This window comes from Pseudoxanthomonas sp. CF385, from assembly GCF_900104255.1.
Lineage (GTDB): Bacteria > Pseudomonadota > Gammaproteobacteria > Xanthomonadales > Xanthomonadaceae > Pseudoxanthomonas_A.
Genome location: NZ_FNKZ01000002.1, coordinates 973,026 through 990,407, shown reverse-complemented (window position 1 = coordinate 990,407; position 17,382 = coordinate 973,026). Strand labels below are relative to the sequence as shown.

The 17,382-nt window shown below is 70.2% G+C and carries 15 protein-coding genes; 7 read left to right on the top strand and 8 right to left on the bottom strand.

Annotation, left to right across the window (positions count from 1 at the left end; translation table 11 throughout):
• Positions 1 to 3 precede the first annotated feature (3 nt).
• Positions 4 to 2,196: a xanthine dehydrogenase family protein molybdopterin-binding subunit gene (locus BLT45_RS14975; RefSeq protein ID WP_093301656.1), complete on the bottom strand. Its 2,193-nt coding sequence runs from the start codon at positions 2,194 to 2,196 to the stop codon at positions 4 to 6.
• Positions 2,197 to 2,251: 55 nt separating this feature from the next.
• Positions 2,252 to 2,707, bottom strand: a complete 456-nt coding sequence (locus BLT45_RS14970) for a (2Fe-2S)-binding protein (RefSeq protein ID WP_093301654.1) — start codon at positions 2,705 to 2,707, stop codon at positions 2,252 to 2,254.
• Between the two features lie 169 nt (positions 2,708 to 2,876).
• Here BLT45_RS14970 and BLT45_RS14965 point away from each other — a divergent pair, with 169 nt between their 5' ends.
• Together BLT45_RS14965 and BLT45_RS14960 are read left to right on the top strand one after the other, a co-directional pair.
• On the top strand, positions 2,877 to 3,833 hold the full coding sequence (locus BLT45_RS14965; RefSeq protein ID WP_093301651.1) for an XdhC family protein: 957 nt from the start codon (positions 2,877 to 2,879) through the stop codon (positions 3,831 to 3,833).
• Entirely contained in the window at positions 3,830 to 4,471 is a 642-nt protein-coding gene (locus tag BLT45_RS14960) for a nucleotidyltransferase family protein (protein WP_093301648.1), read from the top strand. Before BLT45_RS14965 ends, BLT45_RS14960 begins: the two co-directional genes overlap by 4 nt.
• On the opposite strand, the gene BLT45_RS14955 is transcribed toward BLT45_RS14960, so the two are convergent.
• From BLT45_RS14955 to BLT45_RS14940, 4 genes are all read right to left on the bottom strand, one after another.
• A complete protein-coding gene (locus tag BLT45_RS14955; protein WP_093301645.1) occupies positions 4,472 to 5,791 on the bottom strand; it encodes an ABC transporter permease in 1,320 nt (439 codons plus the stop codon).
• Between the two features lie 10 nt (positions 5,792 to 5,801).
• Complete coding sequence (locus BLT45_RS14950) at positions 5,802 to 6,968, bottom strand: ABC transporter permease (RefSeq protein WP_093301642.1); 1,167 nt, start codon at positions 6,966 to 6,968, stop codon at positions 5,802 to 5,804.
• A gap of 17 nt (positions 6,969 to 6,985) precedes the next feature.
• The gene (locus BLT45_RS14945; RefSeq protein WP_093301639.1) at positions 6,986 to 7,678 is read right to left on the bottom strand and encodes an ABC transporter ATP-binding protein; all 693 of its coding nucleotides are present in this window, start codon (positions 7,676 to 7,678) and stop codon (positions 6,986 to 6,988) included.
• A 90-nt stretch (positions 7,679 to 7,768) separates the two neighbouring features.
• A complete protein-coding gene (locus tag BLT45_RS14940) occupies positions 7,769 to 9,004 on the bottom strand; it encodes an efflux RND transporter periplasmic adaptor subunit (protein ID WP_093301636.1) in 1,236 nt (411 codons plus the stop codon).
• A gap of 250 nt (positions 9,005 to 9,254) precedes the next feature.
• Between BLT45_RS14940 and BLT45_RS14935 the strand changes: the two genes are divergently transcribed.
• The 5 genes from BLT45_RS14935 to BLT45_RS14915 all read left to right on the top strand — a co-directional run bounded on the left by BLT45_RS14935 (position 9,255) and on the right by BLT45_RS14915 (position 14,788).
• Positions 9,255 to 10,181 carry an ABC transporter ATP-binding protein gene (locus BLT45_RS14935; protein ID WP_093302174.1) on the top strand — a complete coding sequence of 309 codons (927 nt, stop codon included), beginning with the start codon at positions 9,255 to 9,257 and terminating at the stop codon, positions 10,179 to 10,181.
• Positions 10,181 to 10,939: an ABC transporter permease gene (locus tag BLT45_RS14930; RefSeq protein ID WP_093301633.1), complete on the top strand. Its 759-nt coding sequence runs from the start codon at positions 10,181 to 10,183 to the stop codon at positions 10,937 to 10,939. Before BLT45_RS14935 ends, BLT45_RS14930 begins: the two co-directional genes overlap by 1 nt.
• A 28-nt stretch (positions 10,940 to 10,967) precedes the next feature.
• A complete protein-coding gene (locus tag BLT45_RS14925; RefSeq protein ID WP_093301630.1) occupies positions 10,968 to 12,170 on the top strand; it encodes a sensor histidine kinase in 1,203 nt (400 codons plus the stop codon).
• Positions 12,171 to 12,367: 197 nt separating this feature from the next.
• Positions 12,368 to 12,970 carry a response regulator transcription factor gene (locus tag BLT45_RS14920; RefSeq protein WP_093301628.1) on the top strand — a complete coding sequence of 201 codons (603 nt, stop codon included), beginning with the start codon at positions 12,368 to 12,370 and terminating at the stop codon, positions 12,968 to 12,970.
• A 102-nt stretch (positions 12,971 to 13,072) separates the two neighbouring features.
• A complete protein-coding gene (locus BLT45_RS14915; RefSeq protein WP_093301625.1) occupies positions 13,073 to 14,788 on the top strand; it encodes a sensor domain-containing diguanylate cyclase in 1,716 nt (571 codons plus the stop codon).
• Here the strand turns inward: BLT45_RS14915 and BLT45_RS14910 are convergent.
• A complete protein-coding gene (locus tag BLT45_RS14910; RefSeq protein WP_093301623.1) occupies positions 14,770 to 16,146 on the bottom strand; it encodes a leucyl aminopeptidase family protein in 1,377 nt (458 codons plus the stop codon). The genes BLT45_RS14915 and BLT45_RS14910 overlap by 19 nt on opposite strands.
• The gene (locus BLT45_RS14905) at positions 16,143 to 16,883 is read right to left on the bottom strand and encodes an HAD family hydrolase (RefSeq protein WP_093301620.1); all 741 of its coding nucleotides are present in this window, start codon (positions 16,881 to 16,883) and stop codon (positions 16,143 to 16,145) included. Before BLT45_RS14905 ends, BLT45_RS14910 begins: the two co-directional genes overlap by 4 nt.
• Positions 16,884 to 17,382 lie beyond the last annotated feature (499 nt).

Here is a 17,382-nt window from a genome sequence, read left to right as displayed (position 1 = left end):
GCCTCAGGCAGCGGGTGTGGTGGAAACGGGCGTCGGCAGACGCAACGGCAGCTCGCGCAGGCGTTGGCCGGTGAGGGCGAACACCGCGTTGGCCACCGCGGGCGCGATCGGCGGTGTGCCGGGTTCGCCCACGCCGCCCATCTTTTCGGTGCTCGGCACGATGTGCACTTCCACCTTCGGCATCTCGTTCATCCGCAACACCTGGTAGTCGTGGAAGTTGGATTCCTGCACCTGGCCTTCGCGCAGCGTCAGCGCCGAATGCAGTGCAGCGCCCAGGCCGAACGCGATGCCCGATTCCATCTGCGCCTGCACGCCGCCCGGATTGACGGCCACGCCGCAATCGATCGCGCACACCACGCGGTGCACGCGGATCCTGCCGTCCTCGATCGACACCTCGGCGGCCTGCGCCACGTAACTGCCGAACGATTCGTGCACGGCGATGCCGTGGCCACGGCCCTGCGCGGGCGGCGTGCCCCAGCCGAATTTCTCGGCGGCCAGGTTCAACGCCGCGAGATGGCGCGAATGGTCCTTCAGCAGCGTGCGCCGGTACGCGACGGGGTCCTGGCCGGCGGCGTGCGCCAGTTCGTCGACGAAGCTCTCCATCACGAACCCATTGACGCTGTGGCCGACCGAGCGCCACCACAGCACGGGGATGCCGGTGACCGGCGAATGCAGGTCCACGCGGTGCGCCGGCGTGCCGAGCACGTAGGCCGAATCGGCGACGCCTTCCACCGAGGTCGCGTCGATGCCGTTCTTGACCATCATCGCTTCCATGAAGGTGCCGGCCATGATTGATTGGCCCACCATCACGTGGTGCCATGCGGACGGCATGCCGTCCTTGTCCAGGCCGGCCCGGATCTTCTCGACGAAGGCCGAGCGGTAGTAGCCGCCGCGGGTGTCGTCCTCGCGCGTCCACACCGTCTTGACCGGCGCCTTCGCGGCCTTGGCGACTTCGACGGCTTCGGACACCACGTCCGCGGTCGGCGTCGCGCGCCGGCCGAAACCGCCACCCAGGAACGGCGTATGGATGCGGATCTTCTCCGGCGGGAGACCGAGGATCTTCGCGGCGCTGTTCTGGTCCAGGGTCGGGAACTGGGTTCCGCACCAGATGTCGCACTCGCCGTCGCCGATCTTCACCGTGCAGTTCAGCGGTTCCATCGCCGCGTGCGCCAGGTAGGGCACGGCGTACTCGGCTTCCAGCGCCTTGTCGGCCTTCGCCAGCGCGCCTGCCACGTCGCCGGCGCGGGCGGCCACGGCGCCCTCCGTGCGTGCCAGCTGCGAGAACTGCTCGCGAAGCGCGGTGCTGTCGAGCTTGGCGTTCGCGTCGCCTTCCCACACCACCTGCAGCGCATCGCGGCCCAGCTTGGCGGCCCAGTAGTGATCGGCGATCACGGCCACGCCGCTGGGCACCTGCACCACGTTGCGCACGCCGGCCACGGCGCGCGTCTTGGTCGCGTCGAAGGACTTCACGGTGCCGCCGAACACCGGCGAACGCAGGACGACCGCGGTCAGCAGGCCCTCGAACTGCATGTCCATGCCGAACTTGGCCTTGCCGGTGATCTTCTCGGGCGTGTCCAGCCGTTTGGTCGCCTTGCCGATCAGTTTCCAGTCCTTGGGGTCGCGCAGCTTCAGCGCATCCAGCGCGGGCGGCGTCTGCGTGCCGGCCTCGTTGGCCAGTTCGCCGTAGCGCAGCCGTGTGGTGCCGGACACCACCGCGCCGTTCTCCGTGCGCAGCTGGTCGACGGGCACCTTCAGGCGCGCGGCCGCGGCCTGCAGCAGCATTGCGCGTGCGGTCGCGCCGGCCTGCCGGTAGCGGTCGAACTCGGACCAGGTGGTGGTCGAACCGCCGGTGCCCTGCATGCCGAAGACCGGGCTGGTATAGACCTTGTCGGCCGGCCCGTGCTGCACGCGGATCTTCGACCAGTCCGCATCCAGTTCTTCGGCGATCAGCATCGGCAGGGTGGTCCAGATGCCCTGGCCCATCTCCGCGTGCGCGAGCTGCACGGTGACGATGTCGTCCGCACCGATGCTGAGGAAGGCGTTCGGCACGAACGCGGCGGGCGCGGCGGCGGCGCTTTCCTGCGCCATCGCGAAGCGGCGCGCGCCGGGCACGACGAAGCCGATGATCAGGCCGCCGCCGGCCAGCGCGGTGGCGCGCAGGAAGTCGCGGCGGGAAGTCGAGGTTTCAAGGTTCACGGAACAGCCTCCGTCGAACGATGGGGAATGCGGTGACGGACGTCACCGCACCGGATCAGGCCTTGCCGATGTCGGCGGCGCGGTGCACGGCGGCGCGGATGCGCTGGTACGTGCCGCATCGGCACAGGTTGCCGGAGAGCGCCTGGTCGATGTCGGTGTCGGTAGGCGAGGGCACCTTGGCCAGCAACGCGACCGCCGACATGATCTGGCCGGACTGGCAGTAGCCGCACTGCACGACATCCAGCTCGGCCCAGGCTTTCTGCACCGGATGCGAGCCGTCGGCCGACAGGCCTTCGATGGTGGTGATCTTCCTGCCGGCGACGGCGGACGCGGGCGTGACGCAGGCGCGCAGCGGCGCGCCATCGACATGCACCGTGCAGGCACCGCATTGCGCGATGCCGCAACCGAACTTGGTACCCGTCAGCCCCATCAGGTCGCGCAGGACCCAGAGCAGCGGCATGTCATCCGGCGCGTCGACTTCGCGCTCGGCCCCGTTGACGTTCAACTTCATGGCGTCTCCTGGCGGCGGCGTGGGACCGGACGACGATACTCCGCGGCCCCGTGGGGTGCCAGTGAAAGCACGGGCCGGTGCTTGCATGATCCTCCGGCATCGTTGCCCGATGCCCCGGTCGGCGCGCGAGCCGTTGCCTTCGCCGGGCGGGTTGCGCCATCGTGGTGCCATGACGGCGTCCCCTTCCGTACTGCTCGCGTCCGCCTCCGCCGGCGAAGGGTGCGCGTTGGCCGTGGTCGTGGCGACCGAAGGTTCGACCTACGTGCGGGCCGGCGCGATGGCGCTGTTCGGTCCCGGCGATGCGCAGGTGGGCTGGCTCAGTGGCGGTTGCCTGGAGCCGGAGATCGCACGCCGCGCGCGCCAGGTCGCCGACACCGGTGCGCTGGACGCGATGGAGATCGACACCCGCGACGATGAGGATCTGCTGGCCGGGTCCGCGGTCGGTTGCCGCGGCCGCTTGCGGATCGTGCTGCTGCCGCTGGCGCGCATGCCTGGCTGGGCGGACGTGGTGCACGCCTGGTGGGACGGGCGAGGCGCGCTGACGCTGGCGGTGTCCGACGCCGGCGGGGTGCATGCGCGGGTCGGCGACACGGGCCCGCGCTGGGCGATGACCCCGCTGTCGGCGACAGGCGACGCCGTCGCGCTGGCGGGCGAGGTGCAGGTGCCGCCTCCGGCGCGCGTGGCGATCTTCGGCGCGGGCCCGGAAACGCCGACGCTGGTGCAGGGGCTGCGCGCGCTCGGCTGGCACGTCACCGTGGTGGAGCGGCGTGCGCGCTGGATTCCGGAAACCGACATCGCCGATGCCTGGCTGATGCAGTCGCCGGCCGATGCGCTGCGCCACCTGAAGACCGCGCCCGACGCCGCGCTCGTCATGCACCACCACTTCGAACACGATCGCGAGGCGCTGGACGCGTTGGCGTCTACCGCCATCCCCTTCATCGGTCTGTTGGGCCCGGTGCGTCGCCGCGAGGACCTGCTGCGCGTGCTGCCGACGTCCACGCATGCCGTGCTGTTGCCTCGCCTGCGTTCTCCGGTGGGACTGAAGCTGGGCGGCTACGGTGCCGAAGCGATCGCGCTGAGCATCGTCGCCCAGTTGCAGGCGTGGCGCCACGGTGAGACGGCGTGACGGCGTCGCATGCCGCCGTGGTGCTGGCCGCGGGCGGCAGCACGCGGTTGGGCCGGCCGAAGCAACTCCTGATGCGCGACGGGGAGACGCTGGTGCACCGTGCCGCGCGCCTCGCGCTCGCTTCCGGCGCCGCGCGTGTCCTGGTCATCGTCGGCGCACACGCCGATGCCTTGCGTGAAGCCGTGCGCGACCTGCCGGTGGAATGCCACGACAACGCGGCATGGGCGAGCGGGCTCGGCAGCAGCGTGGGCGTGGCGGCCGCGGCCCTGGCTGCGCACGACGGTCCGACGCTGTTGCTCGTCTGCGACCAGCCCGCGCTCGAAGAAGCGCACTTGCGCGTGCTGCTGGATGCGTCGTGCGGAAGCGCATCCGGTTGCGCGGCGACGCGCCTCGACCTACGGCTCGGCATTCCCGTGGTGGTGTCGCCGCATGTCCTGCGTCGTGCGGGCACGCTGCAGGGCGACCGCGGCCTGCGCGACCTGCTCAATGCCGATGGCGCGGTGGTCGCCGCCTGCGAAGCCCCCGAACTGGCGTTCGACATCGATACGCAGGGGGACATCGCCACCGCGGTGGCGCGCGGGTGGCTGGATGCCGAGTTCCCGACCGGGGCCCGCGAGGGCCCCGGATCCTCCGGATGATCAGGCCGCGCGCAGCGCGTCGGTCACCGGCAGCGTGGACGCGCGCAGCGCGGGGAACAGGCCGCCGATGAAGCCGATGGCGAGCGCCCACTTGAGGCCTTCCCACAGCAGCGCGGGCGTGACCTTGAACTCGAAGCTCAGTTGCGCAACGCCACCCGCCAGCGTGGACGCGGTGTAGCCGTTGAACACGAGCCACGCCAGCAGGCCGCCCAGCGCACCGCCCAACGCGGCCAGCAGCATCGTTTCCAGCATCACCGCCACCACGACGGGCATGCCGCGGAAACCGATCGCACGCAGTGTGGCAATCTCGCGGGCGCGTGCCGCCACCGTCGCGAACATCGTGTTCAGTGCGCCGAAGATCGCGCCGATGGCCATGATCGAACCGACGATGATGCCGATGATGCGCAGCACCTTGGTGATCGGCTCGGACTGCTTGCCGAAATAGCCGCGGGTGGTGTCGGCCTCCACCTGCAGGCGCGGATCGGCCTTCAGCGTCGCCTTGAAGCCGTTGAAGGCCTTGGCGTTGGCCAGCTTCGCGTAGACCGATGCCCGGCTGCTGCCGCGGCGGTACGTCGACGAGACCACTTCGGCGTCGGCCCACATTTCCGATTCCATGCCGTCGCCGGATGCGAACACGCCGACCACGGCCCAGTTCTCGTTGCCGAGCCGGACCTGCTTGCCGACTTCCAGGCCCTTGAACTGCTTCTGCGCGCCCTTGCCGACGACCAGTTCGCGGCGGCCGGTCTCGAACGTGCGGCCTTGCACCACCTTCAGGTTCGGTCGCACGGCCCATGCACGGTCGCCGACGCCACGCAGGGTGACGCTGCCGTCGTCCTTGCCGTTGCTGCGCGGCAGGTTGGCGGCGACGACCAGTTCGGCCGAGGCCAGCGGACGGCCGTCCTTGTCGCGGGCGATTTCCGGCGCGCGCTCGATCGCGTTGATCTGGTCGCGCGACAGCACCGACATCAGCTCGGCGGCCGAACCACCGCGCAGCACGATCGCGGTCTCGTCGTTGCCCGCGGCGCTGACGGTCTGGCGATAGCCTTCGGCCATCGCGAAGAGCGCCACCAGCACGCCGACCACGCCGGCGATGCCGACGATGACGACCGACGAGGCACCCAGGCGTTGGCTCAGCGTGCTGATGCCGACCTGGGTCACCGACGCGGCCTGGCGACCGCCGCGGGTGAAGGCCATCCACAGGGCGAACAGCACGGCGATGCCGAGCAGGAACGGCCAGGGCAGGAAGATCCAGGCGGCCAGGAACACCACCAGCACCAGGAACAGCAGTGCGCCGCGCAACAGGGGTTTCAACAGGCTCATGGGTCTCTCCTCAGCGGCCGGCCAGTGCATCGACGATGTTCAGACGCATCGCCCGCAGCGCGGGCAGCGCACCCACCAACAGGCCGATGGCGACCATCAGGCCCAGGCCCAGCATCCAGCTTTGCAGGCCGATCGGCGGCAGGCTGATGACGCCGCCGCTGACCGCGCTGACGATCGGGCCGATCACCGCCGCCAGACCGAGGCCGAGCACGCCGCCCAGCAGCACCAGCAGGATGGATTCGGCCAGCACCATGCCGAGCACCGACGTGCTGGTGAAGCCGATGGTCTTCAGCACCGCCAGCTCCGAGGTCCGCTCGCGCACCGCCTGGGCCATGGTGTTGCCGGTCAGCAGCAGCAGGGTGAAGAACACCGCGCCCATGATCGAGCCGACGATCAGGCCGATGTCGGCCATCTGCTTGAGCTGCGAGGCCATCGCGGCCTGCTCGCTCATCGTCTTGGTCTCGTGCGGCGAATTCATCGACAGCGCATCGATGGCCTTGGCGGCCGCGTCGCTGCGCCGCACGTCCGATACCCGGCTGACGTACCAGCCCACGTCGCCGTCGACGTAGGGCGTGGATTCCTCGAAGTACTTGTAGTGCATCAGCAGCATGCCTTCGGTGAACCCGGCGTTCTTCCGGTCCTTGGCCTTCAGCGTGCCGACGATATCGAACGACCAGTTCAGGGTGCCGTCGCTGTTCGGGAAGATCGTCGACTGCAGCGGGATCTTCTGCCCGACCTTCCAGCCGAAGCGCTTCATCAGCGCGTCGCCGACCAGCACGCCGGTGCGCGTCCGCGCCCAGGCCTCGCGTTCGGACGCGGCGACCTCGATCTCCGGATACAGGTCCAGGTAATTGGGCGCCACCGCGAAGGTGAAGAGCTGGTTGCGCGGATTCTGGTACGCACCGCCGAACCAGTTGGCGTAGGTCACCGCCTGGATGTTGTCGATCTGCTTGATCCGCGGCTCCAGCGACAGCGGCAGCGTCTCGATGAACGACAGGCGAGAGGCCGTCTGCAGCCGCTGGGCGCCGTTGGAGTTCTGCCCCAGCTGGGCGAACGAGGTGCGGATGCCGTCCAGCAGGCCGAACAGCAGGAACGCCGCCAGGATCGACGCCAGCGTCAGGAAGGTGCGGGTCTTGCGCCGGAACAGCGCGGCCCAGATCAGATGGAAGTATTTCATCGCAGGCCCTCCCTCGGTCAGGCCGCGTGCGCGGGTTGTTCGACCAGGGTGCCCTTGTCCAGATGCAGGGTGTGGGTGGCGTACTCGGCGGCCTTCGGATCGTGGGTCACCATCACGATGGTCTTGCCGTGTTCGCGATTGAGCATCTGCAGCAGGCCGAGGATCGCCTCGGCGGACGCGCGGTCCAGGTCGCCGGTCGGTTCGTCGCAGATCAGCAGGGTCGGATCGGACACGATGGCGCGGGCGATCGCCACGCGTTGCTGCTGGCCACCCGACAGTTCGGTCGGCTTGTGCGAGGTGCGGTCGGCCAGGCCGACCAGCTGCAGCGCGATTTCGGCGTTGCGCTTGCGCTGCGCGCCCCCGAGCTTGGTCAGCAGCAGCGGCAGTTCGACGTTCTTCTGCGCGGTCAGCGCCGGCATCAGGTTGTAGAACTGGAACACGTAGCCGACGTTCTGGCTGCGCCAGTGCGACAGCTGGCCGCCATTGAGCTGGTCGATGCGCTGGCCGGCCACTTCGATGCTGCCGGTGGTGGGCGAATCCAGGCCGCCGATCAGGTTCAGCAGCGTGGTCTTGCCCGAGCCCGAGGGGCCCATCAGGGCGACGAAGTCGCCTTCCTCGATATCCAGGTCGATGCCATGCAGCACTTCGACCTTTTCGGGGCCGCGCTGGTAGGTCTTGGTCAGATTGCGGATCGATACCAGGTTTGCCATGGCGTGCCTCGTCGGTAGTGGAGACGGATGTGTCGGGAAGGGAACGTCAGTTACGGTGATTCGCCGCCAGCGGCGAATCCTCACGCGGACTCATTGCGGGGCTTCGGCGACCTTCTTGCCGTCGGCGAGTTCGGCCGGCGGATCGATGACCACGGTTTCGCCGGGGGCGAGGCCCGACTCGACGGCGCGGTCCTCGCCGAGCACGCCGCCCAGCTTGACCTGGCGCAGCTCGACGATGTTCTCGGCACCGACCACGAAGACCGCGTCGGCGCCGTCGCGCTGGGTGATCGCTGTCGACGGCACGCGTACGCCGCGCGGCTGTTCGGCGCTGCCTTCGGCGGCCTTCTCGAGGAAGCTGACGGTGACACCCATGTCCGGGACGATGCGCGGATCCTTCTGCTTCAACGCGACGCGCACCTTGACGGTGGCCTTGCCGCGGTCGGCGGTGGGGATGATGGCGATGACCTCGGCGGGGATCTTCCAGTCCGGATACGAATTGAGCGTGGCCTCGACCGGCATCTGGGCCTTGACCCGGCCGATGTAGGCCTCGCCGACATCGACTTCGACCTCGAGCGAATCCATGTCGACGATGGTGCCGATGCCGGTGCGGGTGAAGCCGCCGCCGGCCGACAGCGGCGACACGATTTCGCCGGGCTGCGCGGCCTTGGCGATCACGACGCCGGCGAACGGCGCGCGCACGACGGTGTTGTCGACGCCGATGTCGGCGATGCGCAGGCGGTCGGACGCGGAGGTGGCATTGCGCTGCGCGGTCGTCAGCTGCGCGCGCAGCAGGTCGCGCTGGGCGACGGCCTGGTCGTACTGCGCCTTGGACACCAACTGCTGCGCCACCAGGGCGGACAGGCGCCGCGCATTCGCCTCGGCTTCGACCAGTTGCGCCTGCACGCCGGCGCTCTGGCTGCGCGCGGCCTGCAGCTGGCTCTGCGCCAGTGCACGATCCGCGTCGGCGTCGATCGGCTCGAGCCGTGCCAGCACCTGGCCGGCCTCGACCCGCATGCCTTCCTCGATCAGCACTTCCTGCACCTTGCCGGTGACCTTGGCCGACACGGTGGCCATGCGCCGCGCGACCACATAGCCGGAGGCATCCAGCACCGAGGTCGAACCGCCGCCGCCGCCCAGGGCGACGGTGGAAGCCGTTTCGACCTCGACCGGCTTCTCGCGGCCGAACACGAACCAGCCCACGGCGGCCAGCACCGCCAGGACGGCCACCACCGCCAGCGCAATCCATAGGCCGCGCCGCGAGGGGGCCGGCGGCGGCGCCTTGCGGTCGATGCGGAGTTCCTTCAGCAGGTCGGCAGACGTATTCATGCGTATCCAGACGGTGAATGCGGGAAAGTGTGACCAGCTAGGGTAACGGAAGCCTAGTTGCCGGAAGTCACTTCATGCGGGAACCGGTCTGCCGCGGAACGGCCGGACCGGGACGGTGCGCATCATGGGCGTGGGCCGTGGCGCAGCCCAGTGACAACTGTCACCTGATTCGCCTGAGGAGCGCCACTGATCACACGCGGGCGGGCCGGGCACGCTGTGTCCATCTTCCGACGAGGCCCCCGGCATGGACATGGCGACCCTTCCTTCCCCTGCGCTTGCCCGGCTGCGTGGCGTGCGCCACCAGTACGGCCGCACGCTGGCGCTCGATGGCCTGGACCTGGCGCTGCCGGCCGGCCAGGTGCTGGCCCTGCTGGGCCCCAATGGCGCCGGCAAAAGCACGGCGATCAGCCTGCTGCTGGGCCTGCAGCGTCCGCATGCGGGCGAGGCGGCGCTGTTCGACCTGCCGCCGCAGGACCTGGCCGCGCGCCGTTGCGTCGGCGTGATGCTGCAGACCGCGGCCGTGCCGGACACCTTGAAGGTACGCGAGCTGATCGACCTGACGCGCAGCTACTACCCGCGTCCGCGCAGCATCGCCGATTGCGTGGCGCTGGCCGGGCTGGATGGCCTGATGGACCGTCGCTACGGCCAGCTGTCCGGCGGGCAGCAGCGGCGCGTGCAGTTCGCACTGGCGGTCTGCGGCCGGCCCGAACTGCTGTTCCTCGACGAACCGACGACGGGCCTCGACATCGACGCCCGGCAGACATTGTGGAAGGCGATCCGCGAACTGAGCGCGCAAGGCTGCGCGGTGCTGCTGACCACGCACTACCTGGAAGAAGCCGAAGCGCTCGCCGACCGCGTCGTGGTGGTCAACCACGGCCGCGTGGTCGCCGAAGGCACGGTGGCGCAGGTGCGCGCGCACGTGGCCCAGCGCCGGATCCGCTGCAGCACCTCGCTGCCGGCGGCGCTGGTGCAGGGCTGGCCGGGTGTGCAGCGCGCGCAGCACGACGGCGACCGGTTGGAGATCGTCGCCGACATCGCCGAGCCGGTGGTCCGCCGCCTGCTGGCCGAAGACCCCGCGCTCGGCGAACTCGAAGTGCAGCGCGCCGGCCTGGCCGAGGCCTTCCTCGCCCTGACCCGCGACACCGCCACCCCCGACCTGCAGAAGGAAGCCGCCTGATGGACGCCCTTGCCCCGCTGCCGTTCTCCTCCACGCGCGCCTACCTGCTGGAAGCGCGCTACGAATTCCTCCGCCTGCTGCGCACGCCGTCGTTCTCGCTGCCGTGCCTGCTGTTCCCGCCGGTGTTCTACCTGCTGTTCGGCGTGCTGCTCGGCGGCAAGGGCGGACCGATGGCCGCGCAGTACATGCTGGCCGGCTACGGCGTGTTCGGCGTGATCGGCGTGTCGCTGTTCGGCTTCGGCGTGACCGTGGCGATGGACCGCGAGCAGGGGCTGCTGACGCTCAAGCGCGCGCAGCCGATGCCGCCGGGCGCCTACCTGGTCGCGAAGATGGTGATGGCCCTGCTGTTCGCCGCGATCATCCTGGCGCTGTTGGCCATGCTCGCCGCGGGCGTGGCCCACGTGCAGCTGTCGGCCGCGCAGTGGATCGCGTGGGCGACCACGTGCCTGGTCGGCGTGCTGCCCTTCAGTGCGCTGGGCCTGTGGCTGGGCACGCTGGTCAGCGGGCGCGGCGCGCCGGCCCTGATCAACCTGGTCTACCTGCCGATGGCGTTCCTGTCCGGGCTGTGGGTGCCGCTGACGATGCTGCCGCAGCTGTTGCAGACGTTGGCGCCGATGTGGCCGGCGTATCATCTAGCCCAGGTCGCGCAGCAGGCCGTCGGTGTGGGGGCCGGGCGTCCGCTGGGGCTGCACGTGGCCGTGATGGCCGCCATCGCCGCGCTGTTCTTCGTGCTGGCCCGCCGCCGGCTGGTGCAGTGAGCCGGCACGCCGGCGCAAGGAGTCGTCCATGAAGCATCCGTCCTCGTCCCTGCTCGCCTCGCTGACGCGCCTGCGCGACCGCCTGGTGCCCGAAGCGCTCGGCCTCGGCTGGATGCCCATCTTCCTGCTGGGCTACCTGGTGTTCCTGTTCGTGCCGGTGCTGGTGCCGTCCAATGCCGACTGGGGCGAAGGCGTGCGCTGGTACCTGTGGCCGACGCTGGCATCGATCGCGGTGTTCCTGCCGATGTACTTCCTGGCCTACCGCGGCAGCGCACTGACGCGCGTGCTGTGCGCGCTGGGCATCGCCGCACTCGGCTACGGGCTGATGCCGTTCAACGCGTTCTCCAACACCTACGTCATCTACGCCGCGGCCTTCGTGGCACTGCTGCCGGGGTCGATGTGGATCCGGCTGGAAGTCTTCGCCGTGCTGATCATCGCCTACTGCGGGATGGCGGCCTGGCTGGGCTTCCCGGTGTTCGTGCCGGTGGTGACGGCGATCGTGTCGGTGGCGGTGTTCACCGGCAACTACTTCCAGTCCGAAACGGTGCGCAAGCGCGCCGAACTCAAACTTTCGCACGAGGAAGTCCGCCGCTTGGCCGCGCTCGCCGAACGCGAGCGCATCGGCCGCGACCTGCACGACCTGCTCGGCCACACGCTGTCGCTGGTCGCATTGAAGTCCGACCTGGCCGGGCGCCTGATCGATCGCGATCCCCAGGCCGCCCGCAACGAGATCACCGAAGTCAGCCGCGTCGCCCGCGACGCGCTGGCCCAGGTGCGCCGTGCGGTGACGGGCATCCGCGCAGCGGGGCTGGCGGCCGAACTCGCCTCCGCGCGCCTGCTGCTGGAGTCGGACGGTGTCACCCTGCGGTACGAAGCGCAGGAAGTGGCGCTGCCGGCCGATCTGGAGACGGTGCTCGCGCTGAGTCTGCGCGAGGCGGTGACCAACATCCAGCGGCATGCGCGCGCCAGCCTCGCCGAGGTGGTGCTGGCGTCCACGCCCGAGCACGTCACCCTGCGCATCCGCGACAACGGCGTCGGCAGCGCCGCGGTGCCCGGCAACGGCCTCAGCGGCATGCGCGAGCGCGTCGAGTCGCGCGGCGGCCGCCTGCGCGTGGATTCCACGCTGCGGCAGGGCACCTGCGTGGAGATCGTCCTGCCGCTGCCGTCGGGGGATGCGGGATCTCTCGAGCCGCAGGCAACCAGCGCGGAAACGGGTGTGGGAGCGACGTAAGTCGCGATGGCAACACACGGAATGGGTCAGGTGCATCGACACTCGGCGAAGTGCCCGGGCGCGGACGTCATGCGATCGCGACTCACGTCGCGCCCACATCGCAATCCCGCCCCGTCGCAGGGTGGCGGCAGCGATGGCTCCCAAGACGCTGCACGATTTGGTAGCGTGACGTTCAACCCTTCCACCACGACGTCCAGATGATCCGCGTGCTGCTTGCCGAAGACCAGGCCATGGTGCGTGGCGCGCTGACCGCGCTGCTGGGCATGGAGAGCGACATCGACGTCGTCGGCAGCGCGGCCGATGGCGAGACCGCGTGGCGCGAACTGCAGCGGCTCACGCCCGATCTGCTGGTGACCGACATCGAAATGCCCGGCCTGACCGGCCTGGAACTCGCGCAGCGCATCCAGCGGCATGAACTGGCGTGCAAGGTGGTCATCGTCACCACGTTCGCGCGCAGCGGCTTCCTGCGCCGCGCGCTCGAGGCCGGCGTGTCCGGCTACCTGCTGAAGGACGCACCGGCCGAAGACCTCGCCGAAGCGTTGCGCAAGGTGCACCGCGGCGGCCGCGCGATCGATCCGCAGCTCGCGGTGGAAGCATGGTCCGACGCCGATCCGCTCAACGACCGCGAACGCCAGGTGCTGCGGCTGGCCGGCGAAGGGCAGTCCGCCGGCGACATCGCCAAGCAGCTGAACCTCTCGCAGGGCACCGTGCGCAACTACCTGTCCGAAGCCATCGGCAAGCTCGGCGTGGCCAACCGCATCGAGGCCTATCGCCTCGCGCGCCAGCGCGGCTGGCTGTAGCGCGGCGAAGATGTGCCGTGGTTGGCAGTTCCGGTGTGCGCCGGGTTGTCCTGATGGACACGGGCCCCTAGGCTCCCGCTGACCCCCGCGCTCCGGACCGGCATGCCCCTGCGCCGCCCCCACGCCAACCGTATCGGCCTGCTCGTCGCCGCCGCGATCTTCGTGGTCATCGGCGTGGGCGTGGTGCTGGGCGCGCAGCGCTTCATCGGCGACGCCAATCGGGTCTCGCACACCAACGAAGTGATCGCGCTGATCGGCGCCATCGAGGCCCATCTGCGCGACGGCGAATCCGCCCAGCGCGGGTATCTGCTCACCGCCGACGTCGATTACTTGGCCGACTACCGGCGCAGCCGCGGCGAGCTGCCCGAGATGCTCGCGCAGTTGCAGCATCTGGTCCGCGACAACCCCGGGCAGGCCCGCCTCGTGCTGGCGTGGAAGCTCGAGATCGAGCGTCGGCTCGGGCAGATGGACGCCACGCTGGGCAACTACGCCACCGGCGGGCTGCCGTCGGCGCAGCGCTCGATCGGCCAGGAAGTGCGGCGCACCTCCGGCGCGTTGCGCGCGCAGGCGCGCCAACTGGTCGCCAACGAACGGCAGCTGCTGGTGCAGCGCGCGGATTCCAGCCGCAACAGCGCGACCCTGCTGCGCGCGCTGGCCCTGCTCGGCATCCCGCTCGGCCTGGCGATCATCGGCGTGGTCTACACCCTGCTGGTCGGCGAGATCCGCCGGCGAGCGCGTGCCGAGGACGCGGGCGACGAGGCGCGTGCGCAACTGCTCGACAACATCGACGCGCTGGAGCGGCAGGGCGCCGACCTCAACGAACTGAGCCGCTACGGCGGCATGCTGCAGAGCTGCGTCAGCGTGGAAGAGGCCGTCGGCCTGGCCACGCAGTACTTCTCGCGCCTGCTGCCGGATGCCGGCGGCACGCTGTACCGCGTGCGCGCCTCGCAGGACTACGCCGAAGAAGTGGCGCACTGGGGCGAACACGCGCTCAGCGGCCCGGCGATGTTCCCGCTGCAGGACTGCTGGGCGCTGCGCCGCGGCCAGCCGCACGTGCATCGCGCCCACCACGAGCTGCTGCCGTGCGCGCACGCGACCACCCCGTCGCTCGATGCGACGCCCACCTATGTCTGCGTGCCGCTGATCGCGCAGGGCAGCCAGCTGGGCCTGCTGTACCTGTCCAGCCACGACGACGCGTTCCTGGGCCGCATGGACCTGGTGAAGACCGCCGCCGAACAGCTGTCGATGGCGCTCTCCAGTCTGGAGCTGCAGTCGCGCCTGCGCGTGCAGTCGATCCGCGAGCCGCTGACCGGCCTGTTCAACCGGCGTTACCTGGAAGAGTCGCTGGCGCGCGAACTGGCGCGCTGCGAGCGCCGGCACCAGCCGCTGGGCCTGATGATGCTGGACCTGGACCACTTCAAGCGTTTCAACGACGTGCACGGCCACGCCGGCGGCGATGCGCTGCTGGCGGAGTTCGGCCGCCTGTTGCAGGCGCTGTCGCGCGACGAGGACATCGCCTGCCGCTACGGCGGCGAGGAATTCACCCTGATCCTGCCGGAAGCCGACGCGATCACCGTGCAGGCGCGCGCCGAAGCGATCCGCGCCGGCGTGGAAGGCATGCGGGTGATGCACCTGGGCCAGGAGCTGCCGCACGTGACCGTGTCGATCGGCGTCGCGATGTTCCCGCAGCATGGCGGGCTGGGCGAAACGCTGCTGCGGCAGGCTGACGTGGCGCTCTATCGCGCCAAGCACGCCGGCCGCAATCGGGTGGAGGTCGCGGCGACCGACGTCGCCGTGGTTCAGGCCGTGGCGCCGTAGCGCGCCTTCAGCATCGCGTAGGCGCTGCGCAGCGCGAGCGCCTCGCCACCGGCAGGACGGCCGGCGCGGTCGCTGTCGTTCCACGCATAGACGTCCAGGTGCGCCCAGGGCAGGCCGTCCGGCACGAAACGCTCCAGGTACAGCGCGGCGGTGACCGCACCGGCCATGCGCGAGCCGGCATTGGCCAGGTCGGCGATGCCGCTGGTCAGGTAGCGCAGGTAGGGGCGCCACAGCGGCATGCGCCACACCGGGTCGCGCATGCGTTCGCCGGCGGCGATCCAGTCGTGGGCCACGCGGTCGTTGTTGGCGAACAGCGCCGGCAGGTCCGGGCCCAGCGCGATGCGCGCGGCGCCGGTCAGCGTGGCGAAGTCCAGCAGCAGTTCCGGCGATTGCTCGCCCGCATAGGTCAGCGCATCGCAGAGGATCACGCGGCCTTCGGCATCGGTGTTGTCGATCTCGACGCTGACGCCCTTGCGGGTGGCGATCACGTCGCCGGGGCGGAACGCGTTCGGGCCGATGCTGTTCTCCACCGCCGGCACCAGCAGGGTCAGGCGCACCGGCAGCTGGCGCGCCATCACCAGGCGGGCGAGCGCGATCGCGTGCGCGGCGCCGCCCATGTCCTTCTTCATGTTGCGCATGCCGTCGGCCGGCTTGATGTCCAGGCCGCCGGTGTCGAAGCACACGCCCTTGCCGACCAGCGCCACGTGCGGTGCCGAGGCGTCGCCCCAGCGCAGCGCGATCAGGCGCGGCGCACGGTGCGAGGCGCGGCCCACCGCGTGGATGGCGGGGAAGTTCTGCGCGAGCAGCGCGTCGCCGGCGATCACGTCCACCTCCGCACCGTGCGTGGCGGCGAGCGCGCGCACCGCGGCTTCCAGGTCGTCCGGACCCATGTGTTCGGTGGGCGTGTTGACCAGGTCGCGCACCTGCAGGCTGGCGGCCAGCAGGTCGAGCGCCTCGGCGTCGGCCTGCGGCAGCACCAGGCGCGCCGGCTTGCGGGAGGGCTGCTTGTAGCGGTCGAACCTGTAGCTGCCCAGGCCCCAGCCGAGCTGCAGCGCGATGCGCGCCTCGTCCGCCAGGTCCGTGACGAGCTGCCAGTCGCCGGCCGGCAGCCCGAACGGCGCATGCGCATACGCATACGGGTCCAGCGCATCGCCGATGCCGATGACGGCGCCGGCGAGGCCGTCCTCGCCCGGCAGCAGCAGCAGCGAACCCGCGCCTGCGGCGAACCCCTGCGCGTCGATCCACGCGTTCACCGCGGGCGACTGCGTGGCGCGCCAGTCGGCCAGCTGCGTGCGGTGCAGCACGTGGAGCGCGCGGGCGGTGGTGGAGGCGTCGATGTAGGCGAGGGCAGCGCTCATGCGGCAGCGTGTTCCGTGGCGAAAGAAGGATGCGCGTCCAGCCAGTCGGCCAGTGCGGTGAGGGTGGGGAATTCCAGATCCGGGCGCAGGGTGTCGTCGGTCCAGGCCTGCGGCTGGCCGTCGTGGTCTTCCGGCCGGTTGATCCAGCAGCTGCGCAGCCCGGCACGCGCGGCGCCGAGCACGTCCATCTCGATGTGGTCGCCCACATGCAGGACCTCGGCCGGCGGCACGTCCAACAGCTGGCAGGCGGCATGGAAGATGCTGGCGTCGGGCTTGGCGGCGCCGTGTTCGCGCGAGTGGATCTGGTAGGCGAACAGATGGCCCAACCCGATCCGCTGCAGGTCGGCGTTGCCGTTGGTCACCGCGGCCACCGGCAGGCGGGCGGCGATGCGCTCCAGCGCGGGCAGGGCGTCGGGGTAGTACTCCACCTGGTTGCGGGCGGCGTAGAAGGTCTCGTACGCGGGTTCCAGCAGGGCCATGTCGGCGCCGCTCTCGCGCAGGGCGTGTTCGAGGGTCATCCGGCGCAGCAGGCTGAGGTCGTGCTTGTGCTGGGGATGGGCGGCGAACACGGCTTCGCGGACGGCGCGCATGCGTTCGACGGGGAACCGTTCGGCGGTGGCGGGGCTGTGTTCGCGCAGCCAGTCGTCGAGCACGCGTTCGATCCGGGCGCCGATGGGGGCGAACGGCCACAGGGTGTCGTCGAGGTCGAGGGTGATGGCGCGGACGGGAAAGCTCATCGGGGCGATTTTACACGCGGTGCCGGGGGCGCCTTCACTGGGCGGGGCAGGGGTGCGCGGGGCGGCGTGAGCGCGATACGCACATCCGGTGATGAGCGCATCGGGTTCATGGGTTTGCTGAGGCATCGCGGTGGTTTTGGCATGGTGCCGCTCGCCGCGGGGGCCTTCTTTCTTTGCTTGTGCAAAGAAAGAAGCAAAGAAACACACCCCAGGCGGCACGCCCTGCGCTTCGCTCCGGGTTCGCGAGCGGTCCGGGAATTTTCGTAAGGCACATCCATGTGCCATACGAAAACGCCGCCCATCCGGGGCGGCGCCCTTCGGGTTTTACCCGGCCCACTCGCCGTGCCTCATGGGGGCCCGAAAACAACATCAACAGCAAAGGCGCGCCTCGATCTTTCAGGCACGGCTCTTGGGGCCCCTGAGGTCCGGCAGCCCCGGGGGGTAAAACCCCGCAGGGGCGGCGCACAGGACGTGCGCCGTTTTCGGCCGGGGGCAGGAT

Coding starts and splice junctions, on each gene's coding strand:
- BLT45_RS14940 (WP_093301636.1), bottom strand. CDS start 9,004: ATGAATACGTCTGCCGACCTGCTGAAGGAACTCCGCATCGACCGCAAG.
- BLT45_RS14950 (WP_093301642.1), bottom strand. CDS start 6,968: ATGAAATACTTCCATCTGATCTGGGCCGCGCTGTTCCGGCGCAAGACC.
- BLT45_RS14965 (WP_093301651.1), top strand. CDS start 2,877: ATGACGGCGTCCCCTTCCGTACTGCTCGCGTCCGCCTCCGCCGGCGAA.
- BLT45_RS14915 (WP_093301625.1), top strand. CDS start 13,073: ATGCCCCTGCGCCGCCCCCACGCCAACCGTATCGGCCTGCTCGTCGCC.
- BLT45_RS14925 (WP_093301630.1), top strand. CDS start 10,968: ATGAAGCATCCGTCCTCGTCCCTGCTCGCCTCGCTGACGCGCCTGCGC.
- BLT45_RS14955 (WP_093301645.1), bottom strand. CDS start 5,791: ATGAGCCTGTTGAAACCCCTGTTGCGCGGCGCACTGCTGTTCCTGGTG.
- BLT45_RS14920 (WP_093301628.1), top strand. CDS start 12,368: ATGATCCGCGTGCTGCTTGCCGAAGACCAGGCCATGGTGCGTGGCGCG.
- BLT45_RS14930 (WP_093301633.1), top strand. CDS start 10,181: ATGGACGCCCTTGCCCCGCTGCCGTTCTCCTCCACGCGCGCCTACCTG.
- BLT45_RS14935 (WP_093302174.1), top strand. CDS start 9,255: ATGGCGACCCTTCCTTCCCCTGCGCTTGCCCGGCTGCGTGGCGTGCGC.
- BLT45_RS14945 (WP_093301639.1), bottom strand. CDS start 7,678: ATGGCAAACCTGGTATCGATCCGCAATCTGACCAAGACCTACCAGCGC.
- BLT45_RS14970 (WP_093301654.1), bottom strand. CDS start 2,707: ATGAAGTTGAACGTCAACGGGGCCGAGCGCGAAGTCGACGCGCCGGAT.
- BLT45_RS14905 (WP_093301620.1), bottom strand. CDS start 16,883: ATGAGCTTTCCCGTCCGCGCCATCACCCTCGACCTCGACGACACCCTG.
- BLT45_RS14910 (WP_093301623.1), bottom strand. CDS start 16,146: ATGAGCGCTGCCCTCGCCTACATCGACGCCTCCACCACCGCCCGCGCG.